Source organism: Erwinia sp. TECH1, from assembly GCF_054057575.1.
Genome location: NZ_JBSRZK010000001.1, coordinates 4,580,530 through 4,598,903 on the forward strand (window position 1 = coordinate 4,580,530; position 18,374 = coordinate 4,598,903).

Here is an 18,374-nt window from a genome sequence, read left to right on the forward strand (position 1 = left end):
CCAGAACTGATAAGGGTGATGGATAAAAAGCACGCCATTCTACACAGAATTGCTGGTCGGCATTAGTGCTGTTTTTGTAAAGTAAACGACCCGTTAACAACGGATAAAAATAGTCAATCTGATAAGCGACTTACGTTGTAAAGGAATTTTGCTATGACTTCATCTGCGCCGCTCGATCGGCAGGCCGCTCGCCGCCTGATCGGCGACATCTTTGTTTATGATATGCCGTTTAACCGCACGCTTGGCCTCACGCTGGATCGGCTGGAGCCGGATTATGCGGAGCTGAGCTTCGCAAACCAGCCGCAGCTGGTGGGCAACATCGCACAAAAGATTCTGCACGGCGGCGTGATTGCGGCCGTACTGGACGTGGCGGCCGGTCTGGTCTGCGTCAGCAGCTCGCTGACCCGCCAGGAAACCATTACGGAAGAAGAGCTGCGGCAGCGCCTGTCGCGCATGGGCACTATCGATCTGCGGGTCGACTACCTGCGGCCCGGCCGGGGCGAACGCTTTATCGCGACCAGTAGCCTGCTGCGCGGCGGCAATAAGGTCGCGGTGGCACGGGTTGAGCTGCATAATGACGCTGGTCTTTATATTGCCAGCACTACGGCAACCTATCTTGTAGGTTGATTTCCCAACATTAACGGAGTGATGTTACATGGATGCGCAGCAAACTCGTCAGGGCATTTTTTATGCCCTCGGCGCTTATTTTATCTGGGGCATAGCACCTGCCTATTTCAAGCTTCTTCAGCAGGTCGCACCGGGCGAAATCATTACCCATCGGGTGATCTGGTCGTTCTTTTTTATGCTGCTGTTGCTGAGCGTCAGCCGCAGCTGGGGCAACGTAAAAGCGATTTTTAAAACGCCGAAGAAGGTGCTGCTGCTGGCGGTTTCCGCCACGCTGGTGTGCAGCAACTGGCTGATCTTTATCTGGGCAGTGAATAACCAGCATATTCTGGAGGCCAGCCTGGGCTATTTTATTAACCCGCTGTTAAACGTGCTGGTAGGGATGCTGTTTCTGGGCGAACGCTTCCGGCGTCTGCAATGGCTGGCGGTGGCGCTGGCCGTCTGCGGCGTGATTATCCAACTCTGGAAATTTGGGTCGGTGCCGGTCATTGCGCTGGGTCTGGCGGTGACCTTTTCGCTGTACGGCCTGATGCGCAAAAAAATCGCCGTCGACGCGCAGACCGGTATGATGATTGAAACCAGCTGGCTGTTGCCCTTCGCCGCTATTTATCTTTTCGGCATTGCGGACAGCAGCACCAGCCATCTGACGCAGAATCCCTCGTCGTTAAACCTGCTGCTGATCGCTGCTGGCGTGATAACCACCGTGCCGCTGATGCTGTTTACCGCCGCCTGCACGCGCCTGCGCCTCTCTACTGTTGGGTTTTTCCAGTATCTTGGCCCAACGCTGATGTTCCTGCTGGCGGTGATCTTTTACGGCGAGAAAATGACGCCGGATAAAGTGGTGACGTTCAGCTTTATCTGGGCGGCGCTGGCCTTATTTATTTTCGATGCGCTTATAACGTTAAAACGCAGGCGGCCCGCCGAGGTCTGACCGTTAATTGCTTTCCCCGGTTTGCCTGGCCGGGGAAAGTAACACTTAAGTAAAAACTTTATAACCTGACGTACCCATCGTAAATCAGTGCAAATCTTTTGGCACAGTACGTCAGGATAATGCCAGAATAGACGCGTGTTTAACTACTGAGGACAATATTCACTCCACCAGGATGAGAAGCAATAGCGTGGATGAGTTGTAAATCTATGGACAGTTTGTTCATTTCCCTGATACTTCCTGCATTTTCCCCCCTCCGGCTTGCCTGCCGTCCCGTCGCTGACCAGCACTGGCGTTTCGCGCTGTAGCGCACTCTCTACGGATTTTCTGCCGCGCATCGATTGCGCTAATTATTTCTGTTTCCGGAGAGAGAAAATGTTTTATTGGTTATTATTGGCGCTTGCCATCGTTTTTGAAATTGTTGGCACGCTGGCCATGAAATGGGCCAGCCTTAACGGCCACGCTGCCGGTTATTTTTTTATGCTGGCAATGATCGCCCTTTCTTATATTACTTTGTGTTTCGCCGTTAAAAAAATTGCGCTGGGCGTGGCCTATGCTATTTGGGAAGGCGTCGGCGTGCTGTGTATTACGCTGTTCAGCGTCATGCTGTTTGACGAGGCGCTGCCCCTGATGAAAGTGGCCGGACTGGCGACGCTGGTGACCGGTATTGCCCTGGTGAAGTCGGGGACGATAAGCCGCAAGGAGGCCAGCCATGCTGCCGCTTAACGGGACGCATATTGCCTGGCTGGCGCTCGCCGTGGTGCTGGAAATTTTAGCCAATATTTTTCTTAAATATTCGAACGGCTTTCGCCGCCCGCTGTATGGCCTGTCGTCGATTGTTGCCGTGCTGGCGGCCTTTAGCGCGCTGGCGCAGGCAGTTAAAGGTATCGATCTGTCGGTAGCCTATGCGCTGTGGGGAGGCTTCGGCATCGTCGTTACGGCGACGGCGGGCTGGATACTGTTCGGTCAGCGTCTGAACCGTCGCGGCTGGTTCGGCCTGCTCGTACTGCTGGTCGGCATGGTGTTGATCAAGCTTGCCTGAGAGTGGAGAGCGTCCTCGAACGCTCTCTTATCGTCTGCTACAGCCAGTTTTTACGCTTGAAATAGGCGTAAGGCGCCAGGCCCGCCAGGATCATCAGGCAGATAGCGCCCGGATAGCCGAAGCTCCACTTCAGCTCCGGCATAAACTCAAAGTTCATGCCGTAGCTGGAAGCCACCAGCGTTGGCGGCAGAAACACGACCGATACCACCGAGAAGATTTTGATAATGCGGTTCTGCTCGATATTGATAAAGCCCATCGCCGCCTGCATCAGGAAGTTGACCTTCTGGAACAGCGATTCGTTATGCGGCAGCAGCGATTCGATATCGCGCAGGATCTCGCGCGCCTGCTCCAGCTGATTGCCCGGCAGACGCGCCTTGCGCACCAGGAAGTTTAACGCCCGCTGGGTATCCATCAGGCACAGGCGCACCTTCCAGCCAATATCTTCCAGCTCGGCCAGCGTGGAGAGCGCGGCATCGAACTCATCGCCCTGCTGGCCTTCCATAATCACGCGGCTGAGCTTTTCCAGATCGCTGTAAATGTTTTCGATTTCGTCCGCCAGCTGTTCGATTTTGGTTTCAAACAGATCCAGCAGCAGCTCATACGCGTTGCCGTCGGTCAGAACCTGGTTACGCGCGCGCATACGATAAAGACGGAACGCGGGCAGTTCGCGCTCGCGCAGCGTATAGAGGCGGCCGTCGCGGATGGTAAAGGCTACGGTGGAGTTGCCCGCGTGATCTTCTGCATCTTCGTAGAAGAAAAAGGAGTGGATATGCAGACCGTCTTCATCTTCAAAAAAGCGTGCGGAGGCCTCGATATCTTCCAGCTCGGGACGGGTCGCCAGGCTTTGGCCCAGCTCGTTCTGCACGCGATCGCGCTCATTTTCTTCTGGTTCGATCAGATCGACCCAGACCGAACTGGACAGTTCGTCCGTGGTTTCTTCCAGCTCCAGGCGGGCAAGGCGGCTTTGATCAAGTTTAAATGCGCTCAGCATAGCTGTACTCCCAATTCGTCATAGCGTGGGACGCGCCTGAACACGGGGAATCTGACTCAGAGCGAAGCGGGATGCGGGTCGCCAACAACCACGAAGGCTATCGGCAGAGGAGGATAGCCTTAGGAGTTGTACCTGTTTTCCAGGTCAATGAGCCAGTATCTACTGGGTGTGTCCAAGGCGAATGTCCTCTGAGGGTGATAGTGCGCGCATGTTACGCTGTGCTGAAAATGGCGTCAACAGCCAGCCGGGAGAAACGAAGCGGCAGGCACGGGCATCCCCGCCGACTGCCGGAGAAAGCGCGCGGGCGGCGTTGAAGCAGCGAAGGGGAAAACCGTAAAGGCGGCGCGGGGTTAGGCGCGCCGCAGCGGGATCAAACCGTTTCTAACTTCGCGTAGGCGGCCACCAGCCACTTGATGCCCTGGCCCTGGAAAGCAACCTGTAACCGGCTGTGATCGCCGCTGCCTTCCAGATTGACGATGGTGCCCTCGCCGAATTTAGCGTGGCGCACGCGCTGGCCGAGCGCAAAGCCGCTGTCGTTTTGCGTAACTGGCGTGCCCATTCGCTGATGGTTGACCGGACGGCTGACGCTGGCGCGCAGGCGCACTTCCTCCACGCACTCTTCCGGCAGCTCGCCGACAAAACGCGATGGCCGGTGATACACCTCTTTGCCATACAGCCGACGCGTTTCCGCATAGGTCAGCGTCAGCTTCTGCATGGCGCGCGTGACGCCCACATAGGCCAGGCGACGCTCTTCCTCCAGCCTGCCGCCCTCTTCCAGCGACATCTGGCTTGGGAACATGCCTTCTTCCATCCCCACGATAAAGACCTGACGGAACTCCAGGCCTTTGGCCGCGTGCATGGTCATCAGCTGCACCGCATCCTGCCATTTATCCGCCTGACCTTCGCCCGCTTCCAGCGCCGCGTGGGAAAGAAACGCTTGTAGCGGCATCAGGTCTTCGTCTTCATCCTGATAGCTGTACTGCCGCGTGGCGTTGACCAGTTCCTCAAGGTTTTCGATACGCGCCTGGCCCTTTTCGCCTTTTTCCTGCTCGTACATCAGCCACAGGCCGGAATCTTTGATCACCCGGTCGGTCTGCACGTGCAGCGGCATTTCGCTGGTTTCCTGCGCCAGCGAGTCCACCAGTTCGGTAAAGCGTTGCAGCGCCGAAGCGGCACGACCGGCCAGCGCTTTCTCCTGAAGCAGAACGCGGGCGGTCTGCCACAGCGTCAGCTGGCGCTCACGCGCCGTTTGCCGCACCACGTCCAGCGTGCGGTCACCAATGCCGCGAGTCGGCGTATTGACCACGCGCTCGAAAGCGGCGTCGTCGTTACGGTTGGCGATCAGCCGCAGATAGGCCAGCGAGTCTTTGATTTCCTGACGCTCGAAGAAGCGCATTCCGCCGTAGATGCGGTAAGGCATACTGGTTTGCAGCAGCGCTTCTTCCAGCACGCGCGACTGGGCGTTGCTGCGATAGAGAATGGCGCAGTCGTTCAGCGCGCCGCCGTTTTCCATCCACACCTTGATGCGGTTCACCACGAAGCGGGCTTCATCAAGCTCGTTGAACGCACAGTAAATAGAGATCGGCTCGCCGTCGCTGCCGTCTGTCCACAGCTCTTTCCCCAGACGACCGTTATTGTTGGCGATCAGGGCGTTGGCCGCCTTCAGAATATTGTTGGTGGAGCGGTAGTTCTGCTCCAGACGGATGGTCTGCGCGCCATGAAAATCGTTAAGGAAGCGCTGGATGTTCTCAACCTGCGCGCCGCGCCAGCCGTAGATCGACTGATCGTCGTCGCCTACGATGATCACTTTTCCGCTGTCGCCCGCCAGCATCCGGATCCAGGCATACTGGATATTGTTGGTATCCTGAAATTCGTCCACCAGGATATTGGTGAAGCGCTCGCGATAGTGGTTAAGGATATGCGGCTTGTTCAGCCACAGCTCGTGCGCGCGCAGCAGCAGCTCGGCGAAATCCACCAGCCCGGCGCGGTCGCAGGCTTCCTGGTAGGCCTGATAGATGCGCAGCCACGTCTGCTCAACGGGATTGCCGTAGCTCTCAATATGCTTTGGCCGCAGCCCTTCATCTTTTTTGCCGTTGATGTACCACATGGCCTGGCGGGCGGGCCACTGCTTCTCATCCAGATTCATCGCTTTGATCAGGCGTTTTAATAAGCGCATCTGATCTTCGCTGTCGAGGATTTGAAAATCCTGCGGCAGGTTGGCGTCCAGGTGGTGCGCGCGCAGCAGGCGGTGCGCCAGGCCGTGGAAGGTGCCGATCCACATGCCGCCCTGGCTGGTGCCGATCAGCTGCTCAATGCGGTGGCGCATCTCGGCGGCGGCCTTGTTGGTAAAGGTCACGGCCATGATGGAGTAAGGCGAACAGTTTTCAACCCCCAGCAGCCAGGCGATGCGGTGAACCAGCACGCGAGTCTTGCCGCTGCCCGCCCCCGCAAGCACCAGCAAATTGCTGCGCGGCGCGGCTACGGCCTCGCGTTGTTTGTCATTCAAGCCGTCGAGAAGGTCAGAAACGTCCATAAGCACCGTCAGGTTAGGGGAAGCTGTTGCTCCACTGGATATTTAACCAGCGTATTATAACAACGCGGTCAGGGATGCCAACTGCGAAATTTCCAGCGTGGGCAGCAGGCGGCTGTCGCTGGCCTGCATCAGGTTATGATGATGCAGGTTGATCCAGCACGCCTGCATCCCGCAGCGCACCGCGCCAGCCACGTCCGTCGTGAGATCGTCGCCCACGTGCAGAATGCTGTGTAAAGGCAGGTTAAGCTTTTCTGCCGCCAGGTGATACATATCGTGATAAGGCTTGGCGCGGCCGTGCGGCCCGGCTCGCAGAATAAATTTAAAGTATTTATCCAGCCCGAAACAGGTGCGGCTCGGCGTTGCCGTTGGTGATCGCCACCAGCGGGATTTTCGCCGCCAGTGCGGCCAGCGTGCTGTGCGTTTCGGCCGGCACCTCGATCTGGCTGCGCCAGTGGGCGAAATGCGCCATCACCGCGCGCGAGCCTTTTTCCGCTTCCGACGCGTCAAGGCCGCTATTCAGCATTGCCAGCTCCACCGCGCGGCGACGCCATTCGCTGACGTCGTGATAAATGTCCGGCTCCTGCTCAAGCAGGCTGTCACGCAGCTGCTGATACTGTAAGGGACTGAACTCGTTCAGCGCCGGATGATAGGCCTGCAAAAACGCGTGGGTTTCTTTAGCGGTGCGGCTGATTACCGGCCGATTGTCGTACAGCGTATCGTCCAGATCGAAGGTCATGGCCGCGATCGGCCGCAGCGAACGGTAAAAATGCATCAGGTTTTTCCTCGTTTGGCACGGGGATGCGCGGCATCGTAAACCGAGGCCAGATGTTGAAAATCAAGGTGGGTATAGATTTGGGTCGTGGTGAGATTGGCGTGCCCCAGCAGCTCCTGTACCGCGCGCAAATCGCCGCTCGACTCCAGCATATGCGTCGCAAAGGAGTGACGCAGCTTGTGCGGATGAATATGGCTGGACAGCCCCTGCTTCACGCCCCACTCCGCAAAACGCTTTTGCACATTGCGGGTGGAAATGCGCTTGCCCTGTTTTGACAGAAACAGCGCGTTATCGGATGGCGCGAACAGCTCGCGCAGCGCCAGCCAGCGCTCCGTCCATTCCACCGCCATGCGGCCAATCGGCAGACGGCGCTCTTTGCTGCCCTTGCCGGAAACCCATACTTCGCCGGAAGCCAGATCGAGATGGGAAATATCGATGCCGACCAGTTCAGAAAGGCGCAGCCCGGCGCCGTACATGACTTCCAGCATGGCGCGATCGCGCACCGCCAGCGGATCGTTCAGATCGATATCCAGCAGGCGGTTAACCTCGTCCACATCGATATTTTTCGGCAGATGCCGGGAAGCTCGCGGCGTGGCGACGCCCTTGGCCGGGTTGGCTTTCAGCTTGCCCTGGCTGATTTGCCAGTCCAGAAAGCTGCGCAGCGCGGAAAGGCGTAGCGCCAGGCTCGCGGGCTTAAGGCCGCCACGGCGGCTGCGTGCGGCCAGCGCGCGTACCTGGGCGGCGTCCAGCTTCTCCCAGGCGGCAAGCTTCATCTCATCCAGCAGGATAATACAGGCGCTCAGCTGCCGCTCGTAGCTAATCTGCGTGAGCGGGCTGAGCTGGCGCTCGACTTTCAGGTAGCGCAGGAAGCCCTCTACGGCTGGCTGTAGAGGAGACGCGTTCATGCCCTTTCCACCCAGCGCTGCAGCAGTTCCGGCAGCATATGCGAGAGGTGCTGCAACAGCACCGTGCCCATGCCGGACTGATAGTGCTGGCTGTCGCGGCTGCTGAAGATCAGCACGCCCAGCTCGCCGCGCTCGCCCAGCAGCGACATCGCCACCGAGCCGACCGCTTTGGCCTGCGGCAGCAACAGCAGCAGTTCCGGGCCGTTAAGGCTGCCCAGATAGTGCTGCTGCTTGCCCAGACGCTGAATACGTACCGGCTCGAACGCCTGCCGCGACAGCGCCAGCTGCGTGAAGTCGGACGGCGCGCCAATCCGCCACTTTTCGCTGAACAGCCGCACGTTGGCGCCCGCCAGCCCCAGCTCGCGCGCCCAGCGATGCAGGCGGTTGAGCATCTCGTGCAGGCTGTCGGCCGCCGCCAGCCGCGTCTGCAAGGTCAGCAGCTGTTCGAACAGCCGATGATTGGCGCTGGCCTGCTCCATCAGCAGCGTTATTTCCTCTTCCAGCTGCGCAATCTGGTGGCGCTGGCGGCTGAGCTGCCACTCCACCAGCGAAACCGTGCCGCGTACCGGATGCGGCACAATCATTTGCTCGACCTGGCGAGCGTTGCGGATAAAGAAATCCGGGTTTTGCAGCAGGTAATCGCTCACCGCGCGATCGTCCAACAGGATATCGCTGGCGGCCTCGCTGACATGTTTCATAGATGAATAAATCCGTCGTAAACGTGAGTGGCCGGGCCGGTCATATAGAGCGGATGTCCCGGCCCTTTCCAGGCGATATGCAGGCTGCCGCCGGGCAGATCGACGCGAACCTTTTCTGCCAGCAGGGTTTGCTGAATGCCGACCGCTACCGCCGCACAGGCGCCGCTGCCGCACGCCTGCGTTTCGCCCGCGCCGCGCTCGTAGACGCGCAGGCGGATATGCTCGCGGCTGACCACTTCCATAAAGCCGACGTTAACGCGTTCGGGAAAACGCTCGTGGCTTTCCAGCACCGGCCCTAAGCTTTCCACTCGCGCCGTTTTTACGCTGTCGACCTGTAATACGCAATGCGGGTTGCCCATCGATACCACGCCGCACATCACCGTTTGCTCCGCCGCGCGCATCAGATAGAGGCTTTCCGCCTTGTTCGCGCGAAAAGGCACCTGCTGCGGCTCAAAATTGGGCTCGCCCATGTTGACGCACACCAGCTCATCCGGCGTGACGCTCAGCACCATGCGCCCGGTCTGCGTGCTGACGCGGATCTCGCTTTTATTGGTCAGCCCTTTCAGACGCACAAAGCGGGCGAAGCAGCGCGCGCCGTTGCCGCACTGTGCCACTTCACTGCCGTCGGCGTTGAAAATGCGGTAGTGAAAATCCAGGTCGGGATCGTAAGGCGGTTCCACGATCAGCAGCTGATCGAAGCCGATCCCCAGATGCCGATCCGCCAGTCGCCGGATCAGTTCAGGAGAAAAATAGACGTTTTGCGTCACGGCATCGACCACCATAAAGTCATTGCCCAGACCGTGCATTTTGGAGAACTGCATGTTTGGCTCCAGCGAGTGCGTCATGAGTTACTGAGCCGATTGCTGTTCCGCATCGGTAGTCGTTGACTGCTGCTGCGCGCCGGACGCCGTACCGCTGGCGGTTTTTGGCGGTGTCGTCGCGCCAGCGTTTTTTGGCGGCTGCTCCTGCTTTGGAAAATAGAGAGGGCCTTTCAGTCCGCATCCCGCCAGGCTGACCACGGCCAGCGCCAGCGCCATCCGGCAAATCATCTTCTTCATGCTTGTTCTGCTCATCATTGCTGCCTGTTGGTAGACTATCATCGCAGGTGAAGTGCTAAAAGCAACAGGAAAAAGGCGAAGGTTGCAGAAAGGAAAGCGGTAAAAGGCACGGCATCCTGTTTGCCGTGCCGGGCAAAAAGCAGCGGCGGCGATGGGCTACAAAAAGTCTTCGCGCTGTGGCGTAAAGAGATCGATCAGCACGCCGCTTTCCAGGCAGACGCATCCATGCGGTATATTCGGCTGCTTATATAAGCTGTCGCCCGCTCTCACCTCGCGCTGTTCCTTACCGATAGTGAACAGAAAGACGCCGGAACGCACCCAGGTTTGCTGTTCATGAGGATGGCTGTGCATCGGGCCAATCGCGCCCTGCTCAAAACTGACCTGCACGCACATCAGCTTGCCGCCGTGCGCCAGCACGCGACGGGCGACGCCTTCACCCGCTCTTTCCTGCCGTGAATCTTTATAAAAGAAAAACATGCGTGTTCTCCTTACAATAAATTTGGCCGCTATTCTGCTCCGGCAGCGGCAATTTTCCAGGCAACGCAAAACCAACTGTGACGGCTATCATGCCGATTTGTACAAAAGCGCAAACGGATGAGTTGGGATGGCGTAATAGTTATTCCCGCCGCGAGGCGGGTTAATTTTTTACCATTTTGTGATGGGCGGCAATTACAGGGCGGGCAGCCTGGCTGAAGATGACTATTTATTTGCAAACGACGCCCGCGATAAGGATATAAAGCCATGACGATTACGCTTCCACGCGAGACGCATTTCCGCCATCCCGATGAAAAAGTTATTTTTCATTTCTGGCGGCCGGAAAAGAGCCTGTGTCAGGAGCACCGGCATGAGTATTGCGAACTGTTTCTGGTGGAAAAAGGCAGCGGCATCCACGTTATTAATGAAAAACCCTACTTATTAACCGCAGGCACATTGTGTTATCTCAACCGTCACGATTATCACCTTTTCGAAGAGATGAAAAATATCAGGCAGGTGAATTTACTTTATCTGGCGCCCGATCGTTTTAACGTGCTAAAAAATATTGAGCACTTATTGATTCAGCCGGGTGAAAGCCGCGTCTGGCAGATAAATATACGGGTAATAAAGCAGATCATGGCCAGATTAATGGCGCATTCGGCCACAAAGTACGAAAACAAGCTGCTTGGCGAAAGCCATAAGGAAGCTATTTTTCTGGAAACGCTGCATACGCTGAACCAGTGGCGCTATAAAACCCAGGATTTCGCCTCCAGCGACGATCGCATCAGCCAGATTATTATCTGGCTGAATAGTCATCTGGCCGAGCCGCTGGATATGGAGCGCCTCTGCCAGACGTTTGCGATTTCCCGCCGCACGCTGCAACGGGGGTTTGTCGACTATACGGGCGTCTCGCCGCAGCAATATCTGACCACCACCAGGCTGCTCCAGGCAAGATATCACCTGCAATACAGTGATATGACCATCTCCGAAGCGGGAAAGCGGGTCGGCTTTAACGAGGTCAGCTATTTTTCCCGTCTGTTTCGCAAGCAGTTTGGCCTGTCGCCCGGCCAGTGCCGTTAAGCCCAAAGCAGTTAGCCCTGCGCTTCGACCAGTTCCAGCCTGCCCGGCGCCACCGTCGCCGGATAAGGTTCGTCGCGGCAGATCGGCAGCGCCTCCCAGCGCAGCCAGTAGCGATGTTGCGGGCTATAGTCGCTGTTTTGCGCCGCCAGCAGCTGCACCTCGGCCTGCGGATGCAGCTGCTGGCGCGGCCGCAACAGCGTTTCCGGCAGCGTTACGCGGGCGGGGAGCGTTGCCGTCACGGTTAAGGATGCTTCATCAATCAGCCAGCGCCCTGCGCCGCTCCATAGCGAACGCCACGCCACTTCCAGCTGGCCTTCGGCGGTCACGCGCGGCGGCTGCAAAACCAGATCCGGCGGGATAGAGCCAGGCCCGTTGAAATCCCAGCGAAAACGCCACTGGCTGAGCTGGCTTTTCTGCCAGTTTCCCGTGCCATCCGGCCTGGCGAGATAAGCCTGCGAGCAGCCGTTCTGGTCGTAGCGGTGATAAATCAGCAGCGGCCTTCCCTGACTGTCAAAGCCGATTTCCTGCACCATATTAATCAGCCCTTCGCCAACCCCGGCGCTATCAACAATTTCGCCTCGTTCCCGCGAGATGGGCAGCGTCAGGTGCTGTCCGGCAGAGGTTTCCCAGCGTTGCAGGTCGCGGCTTCGCGCATAGGATAAATTGTTGTTGGTTTCACAGTGCGGGGTTTCGCGCCACATCCAGACCAGATGCCACCAGCCATCCGGCCCGGCTACCGGCGGCCGCGCGTAGCCGTTGCGTAAGCCTTCGCCGTCCAGCAGCGGCGTGTCCAACAGGCGCGACCACTGCCGCCGCGCCGTATTATATACGTTATAGATATCGTCGCCGTTGCCGCTACAGCCGTCGCGATAGCGGAACAGTAAACGTCCCTGCGCGTCTTTAAAAAACAGCGGGTAAGTTGTGCGCGCTTCGCGTGCGCCGGTCATCGCTCTGACCACGCGCAGCGAATAAATATCCAGCGGGCGTTCAGAGCGAAAATAGATCAGCGGATCGACATGCATATTGCCGGAAAGGTGCAGGTAGCCTTCGCTGTCTATGGCCATCGTCAGGTAGTTATGTGAATCGTAATCGGTGACGTTGGCGTCACGGTTGCGCGACGCCAGCCAGAAGCCTTCCGGCTGAAAAGTTTCCCATGTCGCTACGCCTGCACGACGGCATCCCACGGTGATGCGATGCGCGGCGTCGTACCAGGCGGCAAACAGCGTCCCCTCATGATGCAGCAGGCAATAGAGCACGTTAAAATCTGCGCAGGCCTCACCCACGGCAGAGACATGAACCTCTGTACTCATCTTTCATTCTCCTTGATTATTTTTACGGCGCAGGAAATAAACGGCCAGCACGATGGCACCGGCGGGATGAAGCATCGCGCCGATATAGATCGGTACGGCATAGCCAAAGGCATCGATAATGGTGCCGACAAAGCCGTTGAAGAGAATGGCGCTGATGCCGCCGAGCGCGCTCATGATGCCGATAGCGGTAGCGATGGCCGCGCGCGGCACCAGCCCGCCCATCATGATGGTCACCATGCTCAGCCAGGCGGTGCACATAAAATTAATCACGGTCATAATGCCTACCGCCAGCCAGATGTTTTGTACCGTGGGCAGTAAAAAAATCAGCGGCGCCAGACAGGTTACCGTCCAGATCAGATTCAGCCGCGCCCGGGTTGGCTCGACGCCGCGCGCCACCAGCCGATCGGAGATCCGGCACACCAGCAGCACGCCAAACACCGCCGCCAGCGGCGGAAACCACATCAGCTCGCCGACGCGTGCCAGGCTCAGCCCCAGCTTTTCCTGCATAAAGCCGATCTGCCAGTATTGATAAAAGAACCAGAAAGGATCGGTCAGCAGCCGCGCGATAATCAGCGTCCAGACGGGCGCGGAAGCCAGCACCAATTTATAGCGTTGCAGCGTGGAGACGCGGTCGTCCTCTTTTTCCGGCAGCGGCTCCGCCGACGTCGGCTGGCGACGGCTGGCCAGAAACCACAGCAGGCCGACCACGATGCCCGCCGCGGCCGGAATAAAGAACGCCCAGCGCCAGCCGCCCGCCAGCGTGACCCAGGCAATAAAAGGCGGCGCAACGATCAGGCCCAGCGACTGAATAATATTGGTCAGCTGAAAAGCGAAAGCGCGCTGCTCCGCTCTAAACCAGGTAAATATCGCCAGCGTCAAGGCGGGCACGACGCCGGACTCCGCTATGCCAAGAATAAAGCGGCCAATCAGCATCCCGGTCAGCGAATGCGCCAGGCCGGTGATCAGCGTGGCTATCGACATTAGCAGCATTAAAAAGGTCAGCACGCAGCGGCTGCCGAATTTATCCACCAGCGCGCCCGAGAAAAAATACATCACGATATAGGGCAGCATAAAAGCGGTAATCAGCAGCGAATACTCTTTATTGCCCACGCCCATTTCATGCATCAGCGTGGTTTTAAGAATGGAAACGATTTGCCGATCGAAAGAGAAGAAAAACAGAATGCAGCCGAGCAAGAGCAGAAGCAGAGAAATAAAAAGGCCGAACTTATTTCCTTCCCTGGTGAGTAATGCCTGTCCTTTTTCCATATATCCCTCGCGGTAATGCCTTTAAATGAGAATACGGCGCGAGTATAAAATGGATGATATCGGGCAAGAGCGCGGGATGATTTACTCTGTGAATAGCATCATGGCGATTTGTACTTCAGCGCCAGAACGGCGGAAGAAATGGCATTTGCCCGCAGATGGCGGGCAGTATCAATGCATCTGATAACGCGGCGTGTAGTCGCTGGGATCGTTGTCTGAATCGGTCGCGCACAGCTGCGTCAGCGTCTGGCTGCGGAAAGGGATAACCTGAAAACGATCGTCCACCTGCACAATCTGATAGAACTGCGGCAGGTTAAAGTTGATAAAGCTGGAGCCGTAGGTAAAGCGATCGTGCGAGGAGGAGTAGAAGCGGCTGACGTCGCGTACCAGCTCCTCTTTGCTGCCCTCGCAGTGATGATAGATCTCCACCCGATTGGTCTCATCCAGGATGTAGATATTAAAGCCGCGATCGTCTTTCGTATCCTCAAAGAAAAACTGGATGATGCCTTCGCTGGCGTAGCCGTTGACTACCGACGGCAGCCGCGTCTGATCGGTTTCCACCTTAATCGACAGGCCGTGCAGCTTGTTGTTGGAGATGGCGCCATAAAACTCCACGGCGTTTTCCAGCTTTTGCACCGAGACGCTCAGCCGCTCAAAGAACAGTCCCCAGGTTTGTCCGGCCACGCGCACGGCTTTAAACCGACCGGGTTCCTGGCGCGTGCTGGAGAGGCGCAGCTCGATACACTCCGACACCAGCTGCTGCACGCGAGTGCGGATCAGGCCGCGCAGATGCTGGCTGTAACAAAAGACCTCGACGTTATCCGGCGGCGCCGCATCCTGATGCATTTTACCCAGGATGGTTTTCAGCGCCTCGATCATCGCCTGCTCGCCGTTGAAATGCAGCGTACGGACTTCATTCCACGAGTTGCGGTAAAGCAGATCGATGCTGCCGATCAGGCACTGCTGCTGCTGCCCAAAGCTGAACACGTCCAGCTTGCGGAAGTCAAAATGCACCACCTGATTGCGGAAGGCCGCCGTAGGATCGTGTTCCAGGTTAACGATGATTGCCAGATGGCGGATCTCGCACGGGCTGTAAAGCGCCTTTGCCGTCGGCGCGGGCAGCCGCAGCGGGAAATGGTGCGACACGTCCGTCACCAGCTCCTGTAACCTGGCCAGATCGCAAATCTCATTGCCTTTAATATGCAGTCGCGTTTTGCTGGTCAGCAGGCCGTTGAACCACGCCCACGCCACCAGCTTGTTCAGGTAGCGGTTATATTCCAGCGGCTGATGGCTGATGATGGACTGCATATCCGGCGACTGATTATAAAGATACCAGCCGGCGCGGTTGGCGCGGCCGTGCGGCACGTGAATAAAGGTCAGATGCGGCTCGGAAAGATCGGGCGAAATCTGTGGATTGACCAGCGTCACCTTGCCCGGCAGCGCCTCGAAAGCGGCGTAGAGTTTGCGCGTCAGCACGCCGATATCCTGCGGACTGGCGCTGACGCTCAGATTATTGCGGCGGGCAAAGCGGATCAGGTTGCGGTAGCTCTGCATCATCGCGTCCAGCAGCTCGTTGTGCGCTTCACGCACGCGGCCGATTTTCCACTCGGCGCGGCTGTCCAGCATTGTGAGCCGCTCTTTGTCCCAGCCCCATTCACTGACCAGCTGGCTGAGAATTTCGCGCCGCCAGCCCGGATCGCTGTCGACGGAAAGTTTTTCGCGCACCTTCAGATAGAAGCAGCGGCGTACCAAATCCAGACGCGCATGATCGTCAATGCTGGTGAGGTAGTGCGTGACGCGTTCCAGCATCATGCAGTAGGGATCCAGACCATAAGAGACGATTTCGCCATCGTGCAGGCGCTGTTTGATATCCATCGCCAGCAGCCGGGTGCCCGGATACTCCCAGGAGTAGGCTTCCAGCAGCAGCGTCTTCAGCACCGCCTTATAGGGCGAGTCGATGCTTTTATAGAGCTGCCACAGGCTCGCGCCGAAATACTCCTCGGCGGAAAGCGTGCTCAGACCGCCCAAATCAAGCCACTCGTTCGGGGTCAGCACGCCTTTTTGATACAGCGACATCACGTAGTCGTCGTAATGCTCTTCTTCTTCGCCCGGCACCATATTCCACAGAATGCGTTTGCCGGCCATGCGTACCGCAGTGCGATAGAATTCGTCCAGCAGCAGGATATGCTGCGTGGAACCGCAGTCTTCGCCGCCCAGGCTGCCGCTTTCGTTATGACGGAAGCGGTTTTCATCGATCAGAAAGAAGCTGGCATCGACGCCCATACCGGCGCACCATTTTTGCAGCAGCGTACATTTCTTTTGCAGCGCCAGCCGCTCTTCGTTATCCAGCCAGGATTGATGGCAGACCCAGATATCCAGGTCGGAAGTGGCGTTCTGGCCGACGGAAGAAGTGCTGCCCATGGAGTAAACGCCGGTGATCGGCATCTCGCCCTGCGGCGTCAGCGCGGCGAGGGATCCAGATTTGCCTTCTAAATCATAAAGATAATTTTTTTGGCTTTCATCAGGCGTGTAGAAGCTGATGCCATGTGGAACGTTACCTGCAAGGTAACCCGGCATCAACGGATGATGATAATGTAATAAGGTCGGCAGCAGACTGTAAACCTGTTGAAAAGCAGGTCCCATGGCCGCCAGCGCGCGATCGACGCGTAGCTGGTTGATGGCATCCAGTCTCTGTTTCAGTGTCTCAATGTAGAGGTACAAGACGTCTCGCCTGATTATCCCAGTGCCTGCAAAAAACCCCGTTCCCGACATCCGCCGCTTGCTTTAAAAATAGTCGTGCGAATAATTGCTGGAAACGTGATCAATCTAACACCTGGTCGGTTGACCGTAAAGAAAGTTGCGCTACCAAACAGTTTAGCACGTTTTACCATCACCCCGACCGAAAAAGCCCGCATACCGCCCGCGCCTGCCGTTTCAGGCGGCGGAAACTGTCAGCCTTCCCGTATCAATGATAGGATAATCAGTGAACGATAAAAACGGTAACCAGCATGTCAGACAAAATTTTAAGAATAGCTACCCGCCAGAGTCCACTTGCGCTGTGGCAGGCGCACTATGTTCAGCAGCGCCTGATGGCCTGTCATCCGGGGCTGAGCGTTGAGCTGGTGCCCATGGTCACCAAAGGCGACATCATTTTAGATACGCCGCTGGCCAAGGTCGGCGGCAAGGGCCTGTTCGTGAAAGAGCTGGAACAGGCGCTGCTGGACGGCCGTGCGGATATCGCCGTTCACTCCATGAAGGATGTGCCGGTCGAGTTTCCCCAGGGGCCTGGGGCTGGTCACGATTTGCGAGCGCGAAGATCCGCTGGACGCCTTTGTTTCCCATCGCTTTGATTCCGTGGACGCGCTGCCTCAGGGCGCGGTGGTCGGCACCAGCAGCCTGCGCCGCCAGTGTCAGCTGAGCGCGCGCCGTCCGGATCTGGTTATCCGCTCGCTGCGCGGTAACGTCGGCACCCGCTTAAGCAAGCTGGATGCGGGCGAATACGACGCCATTATCCTTGCCGTCGCCGGACTGAAGCGTCTGGGCATGGGCGATCGCATTCGCCATGCCATGCCTGCGGAAGAGTCGCTGCCTGCGGTCGGCCAGGGCGCGGTCGGGATCGAATGCCGTCTTGACGACGCGCAGACCATCACGCTGCTCGCCGCGCTGAATGATGAAGACACCGCGGTGCGCGTCAAGGCCGAGCGGGCGATGAATACCCGGCTGGAAGGCGGCTGTCAGGTGCCGATCGGCAGCTTTGCCGAGCTGGAAGGCGACGAGCTGTGGCTGCGCGGCCTGGTCGGCTCGCCGGACGGGCGCGCTATGATCCGTGGCGAGCGCCGTGGCCCGCGCGAAGACGCCGAAAAGATGGGCATCTCGCTGGCGGAAGAGCTGCTGAATAATGGCGCGCGCGAAATTCTGGCGGAAGTGTATAAAGGAAATCCGCCCAGATGAGCATCCTGGTAACCCGTCCGACACCGGCGGCCGAAGAGTTGGTCAGCCGTTTACGTACCGCTGGCCGGGTTGCCTGGGCGATGCCGCTGATTGAATTTACGCCGGGCACCGGTCTGGACGATCTCCCGAACCAGCTGACGTCGTTGCAAAGCGGCGATCTGGTTTTTCTTCTGTCGCAGCATGCGATCCATTACGCTCATCCCGCCTTAGTGCGAGCCGGCGTGTCGTGGCCCGCTTCACTGCACTACTATGCTATAGGCCGCACTACCGCGCTCGCCTTGCATACCGTCAGCGGACACGATGTCGTCTGGCCGCACGAGCGCGAAACCAGTGAGATCTTAATCCAGCTTCCTGCCTTACAGCAGGTAGCCGGCAAACGCGCGCTGATCCTGCGCGGCAACGGCGGGCGGGAATTACTGGCGGAAACCTTGCAACAGCGCGGCGCTGATGTACAGTTTGTTGAATGCTATCAACGCTGTGCGAAAATTTATCAGGGCGCCATTGAAGGCCGCCGCTGGCGTGACCGGCAGGTGGATACGCTGGTGGTTACCAGCGGCGAAATGCTACAGCAGCTTTATTCGCTGTTCCCGGAGATCGATCGCGAGGAATGGCTTCTGCACTGTCGGCTGATTGTCGTCAGTGAACGCCTGGCTACCCGTGCCGCAGAACTGGGCTGGCGCGATATCAGGGTGGCCGAGGGTGCCGATAACGACGCCTTACTGCGCGCGTTACAATAAACTTAAAT

General features: G+C 57.8%; 17 protein-coding genes and 2 pseudogenes. 7 read left to right on the forward strand and 12 right to left on the reverse strand.

Annotation, left to right across the window (positions count from 1 at the left end; genetic code table 11):
- Positions 1–153: 153 nt before the first annotated feature.
- From ACVWZ0_RS21485 to mdtI, 4 genes are all read left to right on the forward strand, one after another.
- Entirely contained in the window at positions 154–627 is a 474-nt protein-coding gene (locus tag ACVWZ0_RS21485; protein ID WP_125290702.1) for a thioesterase family protein, read from the forward strand.
- Positions 628–655: 28 nt separating this feature from the next.
- Positions 656–1,555: an EamA family transporter RarD gene (gene rarD, locus ACVWZ0_RS21490; protein ID WP_253457257.1), complete on the forward strand. Its 900-nt coding sequence runs from the start codon at positions 656–658 to the stop codon at positions 1,553–1,555.
- Between the two features lie 372 nt (positions 1,556–1,927).
- Entirely contained in the window at positions 1,928–2,278 is a 351-nt protein-coding gene (gene mdtJ, locus ACVWZ0_RS21495; protein WP_253457255.1) for a multidrug/spermidine efflux SMR transporter subunit MdtJ, read from the forward strand.
- Complete coding sequence (gene mdtI, locus ACVWZ0_RS21500; RefSeq protein WP_253457253.1) at positions 2,265–2,594, forward strand: multidrug/spermidine efflux SMR transporter subunit MdtI; 330 nt, start codon at positions 2,265–2,267, stop codon at positions 2,592–2,594. Before mdtJ ends, mdtI begins: the two co-directional genes overlap by 14 nt.
- 37 nt (positions 2,595–2,631) lie before the next feature.
- Here the strand turns inward: mdtI and corA are convergent, their stop codons facing one another.
- The 9 genes and pseudogenes from corA to ACVWZ0_RS21545 all read right to left on the reverse strand — a co-directional run bounded on the left by corA (position 2,632) and on the right by ACVWZ0_RS21545 (position 10,028).
- Positions 2,632–3,585, reverse strand: a complete 954-nt coding sequence (gene corA / locus ACVWZ0_RS21505; protein ID WP_253457251.1) for a magnesium/cobalt transporter CorA — start codon at positions 3,583–3,585, stop codon at positions 2,632–2,634.
- Between the two features lie 119 nt (positions 3,586–3,704).
- Positions 3,705–3,761, reverse strand: coding sequence for a YsgD/CorL family protein (gene ysgD, locus ACVWZ0_RS21510; RefSeq protein WP_367317867.1), 57 nt, complete (start codon positions 3,759–3,761; stop codon positions 3,705–3,707).
- Positions 3,762–3,955: 194 nt separating this feature from the next.
- Entirely contained in the window at positions 3,956–6,118 is a 2,163-nt protein-coding gene (gene uvrD, locus ACVWZ0_RS21515; RefSeq protein WP_253457248.1) for a DNA helicase II, read from the reverse strand.
- A 54-nt stretch (positions 6,119–6,172) separates the two neighbouring features.
- A pseudogene (yigB, locus tag ACVWZ0_RS21520) lies at positions 6,173–6,890 on the reverse strand (5-amino-6-(5-phospho-D-ribitylamino)uracil phosphatase YigB).
- Positions 6,890–7,795 (reverse strand): tyrosine recombinase XerC, encoded by a 906-nt coding sequence (gene xerC, locus ACVWZ0_RS21525; RefSeq protein ID WP_253457242.1) that lies wholly within the window; start codon positions 7,793–7,795, stop codon positions 6,890–6,892. The pseudogene yigB and the gene xerC overlap by 1 nt, the downstream one beginning before the upstream one ends.
- Positions 7,792–8,493: a DUF484 domain-containing protein gene (locus ACVWZ0_RS21530; protein WP_253457239.1), complete on the reverse strand. Its 702-nt coding sequence runs from the start codon at positions 8,491–8,493 to the stop codon at positions 7,792–7,794. The genes xerC and ACVWZ0_RS21530 overlap by 4 nt, the downstream gene beginning before the upstream one ends.
- Complete coding sequence (gene dapF / locus ACVWZ0_RS21535; RefSeq protein WP_253457236.1) at positions 8,490–9,314, reverse strand: diaminopimelate epimerase; 825 nt, start codon at positions 9,312–9,314, stop codon at positions 8,490–8,492. The genes ACVWZ0_RS21530 and dapF overlap by 4 nt, the downstream gene beginning before the upstream one ends.
- A 27-nt stretch (positions 9,315–9,341) precedes the next feature.
- A complete protein-coding gene (gene lptM, locus ACVWZ0_RS21540; RefSeq protein ID WP_253461191.1) occupies positions 9,342–9,551 on the reverse strand; it encodes an LPS translocon maturation chaperone LptM in 210 nt (69 codons plus the stop codon).
- Positions 9,552–9,707: 156 nt separating this feature from the next.
- The gene (locus ACVWZ0_RS21545; protein WP_253457233.1) at positions 9,708–10,028 is read right to left on the reverse strand and encodes a cupin domain-containing protein; all 321 of its coding nucleotides are present in this window, start codon (positions 10,026–10,028) and stop codon (positions 9,708–9,710) included.
- A 264-nt stretch (positions 10,029–10,292) separates the two neighbouring features.
- On the opposite strand from ACVWZ0_RS21545, the gene ACVWZ0_RS21550 reads away from it, so the two are divergent.
- Positions 10,293–11,105, forward strand: coding sequence for a helix-turn-helix domain-containing protein (locus tag ACVWZ0_RS21550; RefSeq protein ID WP_253457230.1), 813 nt, complete (start codon positions 10,293–10,295; stop codon positions 11,103–11,105).
- Positions 11,106–11,116: 11 nt separating this feature from the next.
- Here the strand turns inward: ACVWZ0_RS21550 and ACVWZ0_RS21555 are convergent, their stop codons facing one another.
- From ACVWZ0_RS21555 to ACVWZ0_RS21565, 3 genes are all read right to left on the reverse strand, one after another.
- Entirely contained in the window at positions 11,117–12,415 is a 1,299-nt protein-coding gene (locus ACVWZ0_RS21555) for a BNR repeat-containing protein (protein ID WP_253457227.1), read from the reverse strand.
- Positions 12,416–12,418: 3 nt separating this feature from the next.
- Positions 12,419–13,681, reverse strand: coding sequence for an MFS transporter (locus ACVWZ0_RS21560; RefSeq protein WP_253457226.1), 1,263 nt, complete (start codon positions 13,679–13,681; stop codon positions 12,419–12,421).
- 168 nt (positions 13,682–13,849) lie between these two features.
- Entirely contained in the window at positions 13,850–16,399 is a 2,550-nt protein-coding gene (locus ACVWZ0_RS21565) for a class I adenylate cyclase (protein WP_253457223.1), read from the reverse strand.
- Between the two features lie 287 nt (positions 16,400–16,686).
- Between ACVWZ0_RS21565 and hemC the strand changes: the two are divergent.
- A pseudogene (hemC, locus tag ACVWZ0_RS21570) lies at positions 16,687–17,629 on the forward strand (hydroxymethylbilane synthase).
- Positions 17,626–18,366, forward strand: a complete 741-nt coding sequence (hemD, locus tag ACVWZ0_RS21575) for a uroporphyrinogen-III synthase (protein ID WP_253457220.1) — start codon at positions 17,626–17,628, stop codon at positions 18,364–18,366. Before hemC ends, hemD begins: the two are co-directional and overlap by 4 nt.
- The last annotated feature ends 8 nt before the right edge of the window (positions 18,367–18,374 follow it).